The sequence below is a fragment of the Paenibacillus paeoniae genome (assembly GCF_003388735.1).
GTDB lineage: Bacteria > Bacillota > Bacilli > Paenibacillales > Paenibacillaceae > Pristimantibacillus > Pristimantibacillus paeoniae.
In genome coordinates this window covers 407,272-421,722 of record NZ_QUBQ01000001.1, presented here as the reverse complement: position 1 = coordinate 421,722, position 14,451 = coordinate 407,272, and the positions used below count along the sequence as shown (strand labels likewise).

Annotated in this window: 13 protein-coding genes; 2 read left to right on the top strand and 11 right to left on the bottom strand. The window is 50.0% G+C overall.

Annotated features, from left to right (window positions below; translation table 11 throughout):
• Window positions 1–137: 137 nt before the first annotated feature.
• Window positions 138–1,082: a malate dehydrogenase gene (mdh, locus tag DX130_RS01945; RefSeq protein ID WP_116042395.1), complete on the bottom strand. Its 945-nt coding sequence runs from the start codon at window positions 1,080–1,082 to the stop codon at window positions 138–140.
• 272 nt (window positions 1,083–1,354) lie between these two features.
• Entirely contained in the window at window positions 1,355–2,650 is a 1,296-nt protein-coding gene (icd, locus tag DX130_RS01940) for an NADP-dependent isocitrate dehydrogenase (RefSeq protein ID WP_116042393.1), read from the bottom strand.
• A gap of 29 nt (window positions 2,651–2,679) precedes the next feature.
• On the opposite strand from icd, the gene DX130_RS26165 reads away from it, so the two are divergent.
• Complete coding sequence (locus DX130_RS26165) at window positions 2,680–3,021, top strand: hypothetical protein (protein WP_133297876.1); 342 nt, start codon at window positions 2,680–2,682, stop codon at window positions 3,019–3,021.
• Here DX130_RS26165 and citZ read toward each other — a convergent pair.
• A complete protein-coding gene (gene citZ, locus DX130_RS01935) occupies window positions 2,987–4,099 on the bottom strand; it encodes a citrate synthase (protein ID WP_116042392.1) in 1,113 nt (370 codons plus the stop codon). The two genes, DX130_RS26165 and citZ, sit on opposite strands and share 35 nt — an antisense overlap.
• 308 nt (window positions 4,100–4,407) lie before the next feature.
• Here citZ and DX130_RS01930 point away from each other — a divergent pair, with 308 nt between their 5' ends.
• The gene (locus DX130_RS01930) at window positions 4,408–5,946 is read left to right on the top strand and encodes a Ppx/GppA phosphatase family protein (RefSeq protein WP_116042390.1); all 1,539 of its coding nucleotides are present in this window, start codon (window positions 4,408–4,410) and stop codon (window positions 5,944–5,946) included.
• A 2-nt stretch (window positions 5,947–5,948) separates the two neighbouring features.
• Here DX130_RS01930 and DX130_RS01925 read toward each other — a convergent pair whose 3' ends face one another.
• The 8 genes from DX130_RS01925 to DX130_RS01890 all read right to left on the bottom strand — a co-directional run bounded on the left by DX130_RS01925 (window position 5,949) and on the right by DX130_RS01890 (window position 14,431).
• Window positions 5,949–8,057: an RNA degradosome polyphosphate kinase gene (locus DX130_RS01925; RefSeq protein WP_276310879.1), complete on the bottom strand. Its 2,109-nt coding sequence runs from the start codon at window positions 8,055–8,057 to the stop codon at window positions 5,949–5,951.
• Between the two features lie 83 nt (window positions 8,058–8,140).
• A complete protein-coding gene (locus tag DX130_RS01920) occupies window positions 8,141–8,533 on the bottom strand; it encodes an FxsA family protein (protein WP_116042387.1) in 393 nt (130 codons plus the stop codon).
• A gap of 615 nt (window positions 8,534–9,148) precedes the next feature.
• On the bottom strand, window positions 9,149–9,619 hold the full coding sequence (locus DX130_RS01915; protein WP_276310878.1) for an acyl-CoA thioesterase: 471 nt from the start codon (window positions 9,617–9,619) through the stop codon (window positions 9,149–9,151).
• Between the two features lie 174 nt (window positions 9,620–9,793).
• Window positions 9,794–11,548, bottom strand: coding sequence for a pyruvate kinase (gene pyk, locus DX130_RS01910; RefSeq protein ID WP_116042386.1), 1,755 nt, complete (start codon window positions 11,546–11,548; stop codon window positions 9,794–9,796).
• 95 nt (window positions 11,549–11,643) lie between these two features.
• Entirely contained in the window at window positions 11,644–12,717 is a 1,074-nt protein-coding gene (locus DX130_RS01905) for an acetyl-CoA carboxylase carboxyltransferase subunit alpha (protein WP_116042384.1), read from the bottom strand.
• The gene (accD, locus tag DX130_RS01900; protein ID WP_116042382.1) at window positions 12,707–13,576 is read right to left on the bottom strand and encodes an acetyl-CoA carboxylase, carboxyltransferase subunit beta; all 870 of its coding nucleotides are present in this window, start codon (window positions 13,574–13,576) and stop codon (window positions 12,707–12,709) included. Before accD ends, DX130_RS01905 begins: the two co-directional genes overlap by 11 nt.
• Before the next feature lie 39 nt (window positions 13,577–13,615).
• Window positions 13,616–13,804 (bottom strand): glutamate decarboxylase, encoded by a 189-nt coding sequence (locus DX130_RS01895; RefSeq protein WP_116042381.1) that lies wholly within the window; start codon window positions 13,802–13,804, stop codon window positions 13,616–13,618.
• 129 nt (window positions 13,805–13,933) lie between these two features.
• Window positions 13,934–14,431 carry a phosphatidylglycerophosphatase A family protein gene (locus DX130_RS01890; RefSeq protein ID WP_116042379.1) on the bottom strand — a complete coding sequence of 166 codons (498 nt, stop codon included), beginning with the start codon at window positions 14,429–14,431 and terminating at the stop codon, window positions 13,934–13,936.
• Between the last annotated feature and the right edge of the window lie 20 nt (window positions 14,432–14,451).

Here is a 14,451-nt window from a genome sequence, read left to right as displayed (position 1 = left end):
CCTCCTCTCTCTCCCAAAACAGAAAGACCCTGGCAATGTTCTGTCAGGGTCCTCCCGTACTTAAGTCAACACTATAGGCAGATGGGATGATTGAATCCTATTCGATAATGACGCTCATCCCTTTGACCGGTATGGCATTAGCCGCCTGTAACTATTTCAATTACGTTACGTACAGATTGTGCGGATTGATCAAGCGCCGCTTTTTCTTCAGCTGTCAGCTCAAGCTCAATCACTCTCTCGATACCGTCTCCGCCGATTACGGCCGGAACGCCCATAAACAAATGATCGTATCCGTATTCGCCTTCGAGGTAGGCGATAACCGGAATAATGCGTTTCTTGTCCTTCAGTACCGCTTCGGTCATTTGAACAAGGGATGCAGCCGGTGCATAATATGCGCTGCCATTGCCCAGCAAATTAACGATTTCTCCACCGCCGACGCGTGCACGTTTGACAATGGCTTCAATACGGTCAGCCGGGATCAGCTTCTCGATTGGAATGCCAGCAATGTTGGAGTAACGTACAAGCGGCACCATATCGTCGCCGTGTCCGCCAAGCACAAAGCCGCGAACATCTTCAACCGACACATTCAGCTCCTGTGCGATGAAGGTGCAATAACGGGCTGTATCCAGTACGCCGGACTGGCCGATGACACGATTTTTAGGGAAGCCTAGCGCCTGGTAAGCAACATAAGTCATCGCGTCTACCGGATTGCTTAGAATAATGACATAAGCGTTAGGGCTTGTCGCTTTTACGCTCTCGCAAACCGATTTCACGATACCGGCATTGGTATTCACGAGATCGTCGCGACTCATGCCAGGCTTACGCGCTATGCCAGCCGTAATGATCACAACGTCAGAATCTTTCGTATCCTCGTAGTTGGATGTACCGATGATGTTCGCATCAACGCCTATAACGGGAGTCGCCTCCAGCATATCGAGAGCTTTGCCCTTCGTAGGATTTTCCAGAGGGGCGATATCGACCAGAACGATGTCGCCCAGCTCTTTTTGCGCCAGCATGAGCGCAGTAGTCGCGCCCGTGAAGCCTGCGCCTACAACCGTAATTTTCTTACGTTGAATTGCCATAACTTATGACCTCCCTAAAATTCATTTATCGCGCAAGCATGCGCATCTATCCCCTTTATAGGCATCTATCCGTCAAAAGATACGTTCATAGCGGAACAGCTTGGTCCCCCGCCGGTCATTAGCCCTACAAAGCCTATGCGCCCCTGTACTCCCTCGTTCTTCGAGCGGGAATTCAGAGGCGCATCGCCATGGCTCCCCTAAGGGAGTGTTAAAGTAGCTTCAATCAGGCAATCCCTCGGACGGCTTCATAGCCGCCAGCGAATGGGCCTAAACTACATGTTTTTGATGATTTCGTCAGCAAATGCGGAGCATTTTACTTCTGTTGCGCCTTCCATCAGGCGTGCAAAGTCGTACGTTACTGTTTTGTTGTTGATGGAAGTTTCCATGCCTTTATAGATCAGGTCAGCCGCTTCTTGCCAGCCCAGGTGCTCAAGCATCATAACGCCGGACAGAATGACGGAACCTGGGTTCACGACGTCTTTGTCCGCGTATTTAGGAGCAGTACCGTGAGTTGCTTCGAAAATAGCATGTCCAGTCAGGTAGTTGATGTTCGCGCCCGGTGCGATACCGATGCCGCCTACTTGTGCAGCCAGAGCGTCGGACAGGTAGTCGCCGTTCAGGTTCAAAGTAGCGATTACGTCAAAGTCAGTTGGACGAGTCAATACTTGTTGAAGCGCGATGTCCGCAATTGCGTCCTTCACGATCAGCTTGCCAGCAGCTTCTGCTTCTGCTTGTGCTTTGTTCGCAGCGTCAACGCCTTCAGCGTCTTTGATGCGGTCGTATTGGCCCCAAGTGAAGGTTTGCTCAGCGAATTCTTGCTCAGCCACTTCGTAGCCCCAGTTTTTGAACGCGCCTTCTGTAAATTTCATGATGTTGCCTTTGTGAACCAGTGTAACCGATTTTCTGCCGTGCTTGATCGCGTATTCGATCGCAGCGCGAGCCAGACGTTTCGAGCCTTCAGCGGATACTGGCTTGATGCCGATACCGGAAGTTTCAGGGAAACGGATTTTGTTAGCGCCCATTTCATTTTGCAGGAACGCGATTACTTTTTTCACTTCTGCGGAGCCTTCAGCGTACTCGATACCAGCGTAGATATCTTCAGTGTTCTCGCGGAAGATAACCATGTTAACCAGCTCAGGGCGTTTAACCGGGGAAGGTACGCCGTCGAAGTAGCGAACTGGACGCAGGCAAGTGTACAGGTCAAGCTCTTGACGAAGCGCAACGTTCAGGGAACGGATGCCGCCGCCGATAGGCGTAGTCAGAGGACCTTTGATCGCTACGATATATTCACGGATAGCAGTCAGCGTATCAGCTGGCAGCCACTCGCCGTATTCGTTGAATGCTTTTTCGCCGGCAAAAACTTCATACCAAGCGATATTTTTGGAGCCGCTGTAAGCTTTTTCTACAGCAGCGTCAAGAACGCGTTTCGAAGCGCGCCAGATGTCGCGTCCTGTTCCGTCGCCCTCGATGAAAGGAATGATCGGGTTGTTAGGAACTTGAAGTACACCGTTGTCAATTGTAATTTGCTCGCCTTCAGTTGGAAGAGCGTATTTTTCGAACTTAGCCATGAATAATTCCTCCTAAAAAGTTTTGTGGTATGGATCAACGATTAGTTGATTTGGAGCAAAACTTGCTTCGTAAGCATCGACCTAAGTTTTGTGATTTGGATCAACGATTAGTTGATTTGGAGCAAAACTTGCCTCGTAAGCATCGACCTAAGTTTTGTGGTATGGATCAACGATTAGTTGATTTGGAGCAAAACTTGCTTCGTAAGCTTGAAACCATGGTTATGAGTAAAAATCAGCATCTAGCTGATTATAACAAAAAACGGCTTCTAAAGCATACATGGAAAGGAGAACAAGCCTTCCGCTTGCCCTCGCTTCATGATGTATACCCTCATCGAATTAACGTTGCTCGATCGGGATGTATTTTGCGTTAACCGGACCAACATAGTCCGCGCGAGGACGAATGAGACGGTTGTCTTGGTATTGCTCCAAGATATGTGCGCTCCAGCCGGATACGCGGCTGATTGCGAAGATTGGCGTGAACAGGTCGCGCGGAATTTCAAGCGCTGTGTATACGGATGCGGAGTAGAAGTCAACGTTCGGCTTCAGACCTTTTTGGCCAGTTACCAACTCTTCGATCTTAACCGACATTTCGTACAGCTCCATGTTGCCAGTCAGCTTACCCAGCTCGCGGGACATTTTTTGCAAATGTTTTGCGCGAGGATCCCCGTTTTTGTAGACGCGGTGACCGAAGCCCATAATTTTAACTTTGTTCGCCAAAGCATTGCCAATGTAGCTCTCAACGTTTGCAAACGTGCCGATCTCTTCAAGCATAACCATAACAGCTTCATTCGCGCCGCCATGCAGAGGGCCTTTAAGAGCGCCAATTGCGGAAGTTACACCGGAATAGATATCGGAAAGCGTGGCTACTGTTACGCGAGCCGCAAATGTAGAAGCATTCAGCTCGTGGTCAGCATGCAGAACGAGTGCTTGATCCAAAGCCTTCACTGCCACTTCAGCCGGCTCGTTACCAGTCAGCATGTACAGGAAGTTGAAAGCAATCGATACGCCTTTCTTAGGAGCAATCGGCTCCTTGCCTTGGCGAATACGCGCGAAAGCAGCGATTACGGTAGGCAGCTGCGCCTGCAATTTAATCGCTTTCAGTTGGTTAGCCTCTGGACTCATGTCATTCGCAGAAGCATCGTATAGCGCAAGGCTGGATACTGCAGTACGGAGAGCAGCCATAGAGTTTGTATCTCTCGGATACAATTTGATTTGGTCGATTACTGCGCTAGGAATCTCGGAGAATTCATCAAGCTGCTTTTGCAGTCCGTCCAGTTCCGAACGATTTGGGAGTTTGCCGTACCAGAGCAGATACGCTACTTCTTCAAATGAAGCGTTTTCCGCAAGATCGTCAATATCAATACCGCGGTAAGTGAGCACTCCATCAATGATTGAACTGATGGATGACGCTGCCGCGACGATTCCTTCTAGACCTTTAGTTGCTGTCATCGTTCTCTCTCCTTTATACTCGATATAGATCTCATTCCAAGAATGGTAACGTTATTGATGCACTGTCTTTAATCATAAATGATTTTTTCAATGAAGCCAACAAAATGGGACATAAAAATGCTTTATCGGCATCATTGATAATTTGAATCGCTTATGTACAATAGAAGGGGCTGAGGGTATCGCGAATTGTTCCCGACAGCTCATTATTCCACAATCTCACTACCCCTATACTTCGAAAAATGCGAGACGATATGATAGAATGTCCACAGTAGACGCGGCATGTTCCCTATGCTGGAACGGAGGATAACATGACAGGACAACGCAATGGCATCATCGACATCGGCTCCAACTCTGTCAGGCTCGTCGTGTACGAGAGAACAGACAGCGGTGCCCACCGCGTCGTCGATGCCAGTAAACGCTCCGCTAGACTAAGCGGAAAAATAGATGAAAAAGGCGCATTGACCGAAGAAGCGGTGTCAGAGCTTGCCGAGACGCTCCGCCACTTCATGCGCATCTGCTCGCATCATGGGATTGGCCATATTCGAGCGGTTGCGACAGCGGCTATCCGCAACGCAACCAACCGGGATTACGTGCTGGAGAGAATCAAGGCCGACACTTCGCTGTCCATCGAGCTGCTGACCGGGGAGATGGAGGCTTCCTTCGGCTTCCTCGGTATGATCAACTCGCTAAATGTGACAGACGGCTACTTGATCGATATCGGGGGCGGAAGCACGGAGCTATCGCTCTTCCGGAATCGCGAACTGATCCACTCCGTATCTTTTCCCTTCGGCTGCGTCAGCTTGAACCAGTCGTTCGATTCCAAAAACGGATTAACGGACGAATCGCTGAAAGCGATCGAAGCCGTTGTTGCGGATGCAGCAAAGCAGCATCCCTGGATACGCGAAGCGGCGGGACTGCCCCTCGTTGGCGTCGGCGGAACCGTACGCGCACTAGGTAAGGTGCATCAGGCGGTCCATCATTATGCATTTGTACAGACACATAATTATGAAATCTCAGGAGCAGGAGTCGATGAGCTGTTCCAGACGATAAGAAGCCTGCCGCTGGAGCGCAGACGCAAGCTGCCCGGCTTGTCCAAGGACAGAGCAGATGTGATCGTGCCGGGCATTGCCGTGCTGCGTGCAATATTTCGATCCGTGAAAGCCTCCCACTATCAAATATGCGGAGCAGGTCTGCGGGACGGGCTGTTTCATGCGACGCGCTTCCCTGCGCAACCAAAGCTGAACGACCCGCTTGCCTACAGTTTACGAAACTTGAACGCCTTGCATACGGAAGCGCCCAGACAGCATGTGATGCAGGTTAACCGGCTGTCCTTGGCCTTATACGACGAGTTGCATAGCCTTACAGGTGCTGGGCTAGACACGCGCGCCAGACTATTGCTTGATGCCGCCTCGCAATTGCACCGAATCGGGGCGTCGATCGACTATTACGATTACGCGAGGCATTCCTTCTATTTAATTATCCACTCGCATCTCAATGGTCTATCGCATAGAGAAATTATCATGACGGCAGCAATCGCATCTTTCAAGGGCAAAGGGCGCGCCAAAAACCAGATCATGCCTTATCGGACATTAATCCATGATCAAGACATCGATCAAATATGCAAGCTTGGTTTGCTCCTTCAATTGGCAGCGGCCCTTGATCGGAGTGAGACGCAAGCGATCGGACAGATTGCCATCCGCCCTACAGAGTCGCAGCTGCTTCTGCGTCCGCTTCATCCTAGGGGGCCACTAGCGGTAGAGAAGCGGGAAGTCGATGAACTGGCTGCCGATTTCAAAAAACATTGGCATTTGACTCCCGTGCTTGATCACTACCGGATGCAACATTAAAATTAAATCTCGCCTTTCCACAGCGGAATCAATTTGGCTTCGAACTGACTACGGAACGGCTTGTCGTCCTTGCTAACAACCGGCTCATATAATCCGCTTGGCTTCAGTTCCCTGGATTTCACATTATCCTCCAGGTTCAGCTTCAACATGTTAATTAAGATGGCGCGCAACCCTGGATCGAATACGGGACACATCAGCTCGATTCGCTTCATGAGATTGCGTGTCATCCAATCTGCGCTGGAGAGATACACTTCTTCTTCCCCATCATTATAGAAATACATCACTCTCGCATGCTCCAAATAACGATCCACGATACTGATTACTTTAATATTTTCGCTGCGTCCGACTACGCCCGGCCTCAAGCAGCATACTCCTCGTACGATCAATTCAATTTTCACACCCGCCTGAGAAGCTTCATACAATTTATCAATGATATCCTGATTGGACAACGAATTCATCTTCGCGATAATATGCGCTTTACGCCCTGCCTGCGCAATTGCTTTCTCATGGTCGATCAGCCGGAAGAGCTTTTCTCTCAGATCAGTAGGCGCCACGCCCAATGCCTTCCAGTTATAGGGTGAGGAGTAGCCTGTCACCTCGTTGAACAAAGCCGACGCATCGCCGCCGATAACTGGGTGTGAGGTGAACAAGCCAATATCAGTATATAAAGTTGCCGTATTGTCATTGTAATTCCCCGTTCCAACATGCACGTACCGGCGCAACGTTCCTTGCTCGCGTCTGACGACCAACAAAATTTTAGCATGAGTTTTCAAGCCGACAAGACCGTATACCACATGGCATCCCGCTTTCTCAAGCTGTCTAGCCCATGCAATATTACGCTCCTCGTCAAATCGCGCCTTCAATTCCACTACGACGGTAACTTGTTTGCCAGATTCCGCTGCTTTCGCCAGCGCCTGTACGAGTGCCGATTGCCCGCTGACTCGATAAAGTGTCATTTTGAGCGCAAGCACATCCGGATCGTAAGCAGCTTGCAGCACAAAATCGTTGACCGGCTCGAATGACTCATACGGATGATAAACCAGCACATCCCGTTGCCTGATCACTTCAAACATATCGTCTGTTTCATCAAATTCACGAGGGTACACCGGCTCCAACTTCTCGTAACGCAAATTATCGTAGCCTGCCAAATTGCTGGCGAACCGAAGAAGGAAACTTAAATCAAGAGGTCCGTCAATTTCGAACAAATTGTCCTCAATCTCAAGTTCCTCCCTAAGTGTCTGCAGTGCAAAAGGGTGCATGCCCTTCGCCACTTCGAGACGGACGGGAATGCCCCATCTGCGTCTGCGCAGCTCCTTTTCGATTTCCTCCAACAAATCCTCTGCCCCTTCTTCATTCAGCGTCAGGTCTGCATTGCGCGTCAGCCGGAACGGATGGACAGAAAACGGTTCATAACCGTTAAATAACGTATGAATAAATTGCTGTATCAGCTCTTCTAGCAGCACAAACTCTTGTTTTTTGCTATTCACCCTTCCTGGAACGGCAACAAATCTCGATAAGATGGAAGGCACCTGAACAATAGCAAACAATGGCTCTTCTTCTTCCTCTGCATCCTCGCGCTTAAGCAACACCGCCAAATACAGTTCCTTCGTATGTACGAGAGGGAACGGTCTGCTCTGGTCTACAGCCATCGGCGTAAGGACGGGAAATACGATTTCGTGAAAATAGTCAGATACCGATTTTTGCTGGCTCGCATTGAGTTCATCCAACGATCGAATACATATTCCTTCCTTGGCGAGGCAACGCGTCACTTCACGATATGTGCGGTATTGTTCGAACACCATGCTGGTAGCGCGTTTAATAAGTCGTTTCCATAAGCCTGCGGGGGTATATCCCGTAAAGTCCGTTTTCGTTAAACCCGCTCTCATCTGATCCTGAATGCCGGCAACTCGCACGCTCATGAACTCATCGAGATTGCTTGATACGATCGAAAGAAATTTTGCTCTCTCCAGCAAAGGATTACGCGTGTCCTGGGCTTCTTCGAGCACTCTTCGGTTGAATTCGATCCAGCTCAAATCTCGATTGACATATGGGGACAAATGCTTGGTCATGGTGATCCTTTTCCTCGCTTTCGATGTGGTTTGCTGAAGCAAGCCACAGCCTATGCTATCGATATCATTATGATAGATGACTATTTTTGGCACATTATCGAATTGTTAATTTCATGTAAACATTGTTAGAAACGTCTGATCGTAAAGTTGCCATTACGCATCCGTTTCTCCAGCCACTGCAATATCATATTGCGAAAGAGGGGCCTCGTGAACGGCAGAAGCATGATAATACCGAGGAAATCACTGAAAAATCCTGGTAGCAGCAGCAATAGCCCGCCCAGAAGGACACATATCCCGTCAATAATAGCCCGGCCCGGAATTTGTCCGGATTGCATTTGCCTCTGCGCTTCCAGCCATACTTTTCTGCCCTCAAATTGAGTGACCAACGCGCCTGCTGCACTTAATACGAGAATAAGAAGGAACGTATTCCAACCGCCGATCCAATCCCCCATCCGGAGAATGCCCCAAATCTCGATAATCGGCACGATAATAATCGCCGCTAATATCCACCTATACATCATATTCCACCTTTCGCTTGTAGCATGCATATCATTATTTTCGGACCAATAAACAGATGTAAGTCGATACGATCAACTTAAAGGATATGAACGGACCTTTCTTGCTGGATTAAGGCGGTTGGAGCGACTTGAACGATGCCTATCAGCGTTACCGGCTGGATTAAGTCGGTTGGAGCGACCTAAAAGGTACACATTTGCCCTTCTCCCACAATTAAGTCGGCTAGAGCGACTTAAATGGTACACGCTTGCCCTTCTACCACAATTAGGTCGGCAAGAGCGACTTAAATGGTACACGCTTGACCTTCTACCACAATTAGGTCGGCAGAAGCGACCTAAAAGGTACACGCTTGCCCTTCTCCCACAATTAGGTCGGCAGGAGCGACTTAAATGGTACACGTTTGCCCTTCTCCCACAATTAGGTCGGCAGGAGCGACCTAAATGGTACACGCGTGCCCTTCTCACACAATTAGGTCGGCAAGAGCGACTTAAATGGTACACGCTTGACCTTCTCACACAATTAGGTCGGCAGGAGCGACTTAAATGGTACACGCTTGACCTTCTCACACAATTAGGTCGGCAGGAGCGACTTAAATGGTGCGCTCTTGGCCCATCCTGTCACTTACTTCCGCCGATAAGCGCATACAGTTCCGGAAGCACGCGATTCAGCCGGGCTGGCTGCCACTGTGGATTGACCCAGACATGCTTGGTGCCGCCTTCGACGAGCAATTCTCCAGGAAGCTCCTCGCCATATGCCACCTCCGTTGCCTGAAAATCCGCCTCCGAAACTCGGCGAACCTGCGATTGAAACTCTACGCGCAGCGGCGAGCTGCCAGCAATTCGGGTACATACCACTACGAGATCGTCGTAATGGGCAGGAGCAACATACTTGCACGCCAGATCAACGACTGGCAATAACAATCCTTTGCCCTCAATTGTTTTGTAATCATAACCAGCCGACCTTATCCATTCCGTACGTCCAACTTCGAACCAGGTTACATAATTGCCATGAAAAACAACGCCCATCTGATCGGTTTCCTGATATCTTACCCGAATCGGATGCAATCTCCATGCGCCTTCCCTCTCCAAGTTTCCATCCCCCGTTCTATTATTTGCATCTGCAACCTGCCATAAGCTAATGGTTAGAAAAAACCTCTAACGTGGTCCGTTTGGATTGAACGGCCGCAATAGAGGTTATTCCGATAATTGAATAAAAAGCGACGGTGTAGACACCATCGCTCTCTATTCATTATAAAGTTAAGTTTACAGTACTTTGGATTGGCCGGAGTAGATAAAGCCAGTTTCCGCATACACGGTAACTTCCATACCATCCTTCAGCGTATCCATAGCACCTGTCACGCCTAGAATAACCGGAACGCTCAGGTTAAGACCGCATACGGCCGCATGGCTAGTAATGCCGCCTTGCTCCGTAATGACAGCTCCCGCTTTCTCGAATGCAGGGATATATTCCTTGTCTGTCGCTACAGTAACAAGAATATCGCCTTGCTGTACTTTCTCATTAGCTTCTTGCGGCGTACGAGCTACCACAAGCTTACCCGTTACGGTTTGGCTGCCGATTCCTTGGCCTTTAGCCAGAAGTTCGCCAATGTGATGAATTTTCATCAGGTTTGTTGTGCCAGCGAATCCAACTGGTACGCCTGCTGTAATAACAACTGTATCGCCCAGTGCCAGAATGCCTGTGCCCAGTGCGCCTTCAACGGCATTATCGAACATTTCGTCCGTTGTAACCGCATCTGCTCCCTTAACCGGGATAACGCCCCAGCCCAGTGCAAGACGTCTCATTACTTTAGTATCCGTTGTAACAGCGATGATTGGCGCTTTCGGACGGTATTTGGATACCATACGAGCTGTAAAGCCGCTTTGCGTGGATGTAATGATCGCTTTTGCGTTCAGATCCAGTGCAGAATTGGCTACCGCTTGGCTAATCGCTTCCGTTACGGAAGTTTGCTGAGCATTCGCTTGTTTGATGAAGATTTCACGATACTCAAGCGCGCTCTCAGCGCGTTCAGCAATACGTGACATCGTTTGAACCGATTCAACCGGGTATTTGCCGGCAGCTGTCTCACCGGAAAGCATGATCGCATCCGTACCGTCGAAGATCGCATTCGCTACGTCACTCGCTTCCGCACGAGTCGGACGCGGGTTGCGTTGCATGGAATCAAGCATTTGGGTTGCCGTAATAACCGGCTTGCCTACGCGATTACATTTTTTGATCATCATTTTTTGAACGAGCGGTACTTCTTCAGCAGGAATCTCTACGCCAAGGTCGCCACGCGCAACCATCAGACCGTCGGACACTTCCAGAATTTCATCCAGGTTGTCTACGCCTTCCTGGTTTTCGATTTTGGAGATGATTTGGATATGGCCTGCGTTGTGCTTCTCCAGCAATTCGCGGATTTCCAGAACGTCACTTGCTTTACGCACGAAGGAAGCTGCGATAAAGTCGACGCCTTGCTCGATACCGAATACGATATCGTTCGCATCTTTTTCGGTGATGCCTGGCAACGAGATTTTCACGCCAGGAACGTTGACGCCTTTTTTACTCTTGATTGGACCGTTGTTCACGATACGGCAGTGAACTTCCGTGCCTTCAATGGACTCAACTGTCAGACCGATCAGACCGTCATCGATCAGAACAGTCGAACCTACAGTCAGGTCGTTCGGAAGATTATTGTACGTTACCGGGATACGCGTGCGGTCACCCAGAATTTCTTCCGTTGTCAGCGTAATCGCATCGCCTTGCACCAGTTCAATCGGCTCTTCCTTCAGTTTGCCCAGACGGATTTCCGGACCTTTTGTATCGAGCAGGATCGCTACCGATGTGCCGAGCTCAACATTAGCCAGTCCAACGTTTTTGATCCGGTTGCCATGCTCCTCGAAGTCTCCGTGCGAGAAGTTAAGACGGGCTACGTTCATCCCGGCTTGAATGAGTTTCTTAGTGTTTTCCAGTGATTCGCTGGAAGGTCCGATTGTACAAACGATCTTAGTTTTGCGCATGTTATGTTTCCTCCGTTTAGTGCCTGAAATGTCTTTTTTGAATATAAATACACGCTTCCGCGGGCTTGTCCTCCGCGTTAAAGCGATTGTATACGTTAGTTAAGGGTTGGGGCAGCTTCCTGTCCCTTGGCATCGCTTGCGATGGAGTCGTTCAAGCCGCTGTTAAGCTCTGTTGCCGCAGATTGTTCCAAGCCATCCTCAGCCGCTTCAAGCTCGGCCATCTGGAAGTATCCAATCTTGCGGAACTTGTTGTAGCGATCTTCGATCAGCTCCTCGGCGTTCAGCTTCAGAAGCTCTTGAAGCTGGCTCCAGAGACCTTCCTTAATACGCTCCGCCTGGAACTCCAGATCGCGATGGGCACCGCCCTGCGGCTCCTCGATGATCTGCTCGATAATGCCAAACTCAAGGAGATCCTTCGCTGTAATCTTCATCGCCTCGGCTGCCTGATCGGCTCGCGACGCGTCCTTCCATAGGATGGAGGCTGCGCCGTTCGGCGATATGGCCGAGTAGATGGCGTTCTCGAGCATCAATACGCGGTTGCCGACACCAAGCGCCAGCGCTCCGCCGCTTCCGCCTTCACCAATGACTACGCAGATAATAGGCACGCCGAAACCGGCCATCTCACGCAAATTGCGCGCAATCGCCTCCGATTGTCCGCGTTCTTCTGCCGTGTTGCCCGGATAGGCGCCCTTTGTATCTATAAACGTAATGATCGGGCGATTGAATTTGTTCGCCTGCTGCATAAGACGCAGCGCCTTACGGAAGCCCTCCGGATGGGGACTGCCGAAGAAACGGGCAATATTATCGCGTGTGTCTTTGCCTCGCTGATGGCCGATAACAGTAACCGGCACTCCGTTCAGCTTGGCAAGGCCGCCCACGATCGCCAGATCGTCTGCGAACAGACGGTCGCCATGCAACTCCATGAAATCGGAAAAGATCGCGCCGATGAAATCGAGCGATGTCGGACGCTGATGATGACGCGCCAGATGCATCTTCTGGGCAGCCGTAAGCTCGCTGTACAGTTCTTCTTCCAGCTGCTTGCAGCGTTCCTCCAGCCGCAGAATCTCCTCAGAGAAATCAATGCCTTTGTCTACACTCAGGCTCTTCAATTCCTTGATTTTCTGGCGCAATTCCACGATCGGCTTCTCAAAAGGCAGTTCATTCGCCATGGAACGATCCCTCCTTTTCGCAATGCATGTCCAGCAGCTTCGTAAGCGTCGCCTTCATATCCTTACGATGCACGACTTTATCCAACTGACCATGCTGCAAGTTGAATTCGGCCGTCTGGAAGTTGTCCGGCAGCTTCTGACGTATCGTCTGTTCAATGACGATACGTCCAGCAAAGCCGATCAAAGCGCCAGGCTCGGCCAAATTGTAGTCGCCAAGGCTCGCGAAGCTGGCGGATACGCCGCCAGTCGTCGGGTCTGTAAAGACGGAAATGTAAAGCCCGCCCGCTCCTTGAAACTTCGCCAGCGCAGCGCTCGTCTTAGCCATCTGCATCAAGCTCAGTATACTTTCCTGCATACGAGCGCCGCTCGATGTCGAGAAAATGATAAGAGGAAGCTTCTTCTCATGAGCCGCTTCGATCGCTCTTGTAATTTTCTCGCCAGCGACGGAGCCCATGCTGCCTGTGAAGAAGTCGAAGCTCATCACAGCAACAACAACAGGAAAGCCGCCAATCTTGCCATCGCCCGTCACAACGGAATCGCGAAGGTTCGATTTGGCTTTCTGTTGCTCCAGCTTGCCAGCGTAGCCCGGGAAGGACAACGGATCGACCGATTCCATAGCGGCATCGTATTCAGTCAAATGCCCGTCATCAAGTGTCATTCCGATCCGTTCCCACGCATTCAGCCGGTAATGATGCCCGCATGAAGAGCAAACCTTCAAGTTTTTTTCCAGCTCTTTGCTATATTGAATCGTGCCGCACTTGGAGCACTTATTCATCAAGCCTTCTGGAATATCACGCTTGGGACGCTCCGAGGGAATCGTCGCATATTTTTTTTTCGAAAATAAGTCCTTAATTTGCACTGTGACACCTCTCAAGGCGCAATAATGTAGAATTAGCCATCAAGAACGGAACAAGGAATTGAATACTTCCTGTACTTCCTCAAGCTCGCCTGATGGAACTAATATCTCATATTGCTGTTTAGACAGATTGACGGGCCGGACCTTTATCAAAAAACCTTCTTCCGTAAGCCGCTTCTTGATGTTTTCTGCCATTTTTGCTGTTGGTGCGATATAGATAACCGTCCACATCTTGGTACCTCCTGATAACCCCGCGTAAGCAAAGTTAACCTGTCAAACGTTCACGGCAGTCGCCGTCTTGTCTAGTAAAACGAAACCAATCCCGCCAAAAGGCCATATGATGCCATAATGATAACATAGTTATGGCGAATCCGGCAAATGATATCGAATGGCTTTCGGATCGCTATGAGCGATGCGGGCGGATGCCGCTGCTGCCAGACCCGCAACCAAATCATCCAGAAAGACGTGGATTTTCTCCCCTTTTACGTTCAGCTTGCGAATGATGCCAGGCTTCATTTTATCCAAATATCCGAAGCTCGTAAGTCCAATCATGCCGTATACGTTCGTAATGCCAAGAGCCAGCGTCTCGTCAACTCCGTACAGCGATTCGTCGCGTTCCATAATGGATTGGAGCGGCTCGGGAAGCAGCTTGCGCTCGGCCAGTTCATCCAGGGCAATGCCCGTATACAGCACATATTGCACTTCTCTCTTTTCGAGCACCGCTCGCACGCTCTCCCGGCATTCCTCTATGCGAAGATCCGCATTATAGGGTGATTGCAGCGTATATACAATTTCTGAGATATCTTCTACGGTTACGCCGCGCGTCTCCAGCCATTTCTCGATTGCGTTCACGGACATCCTTCCTCTCGGGCCTGCTT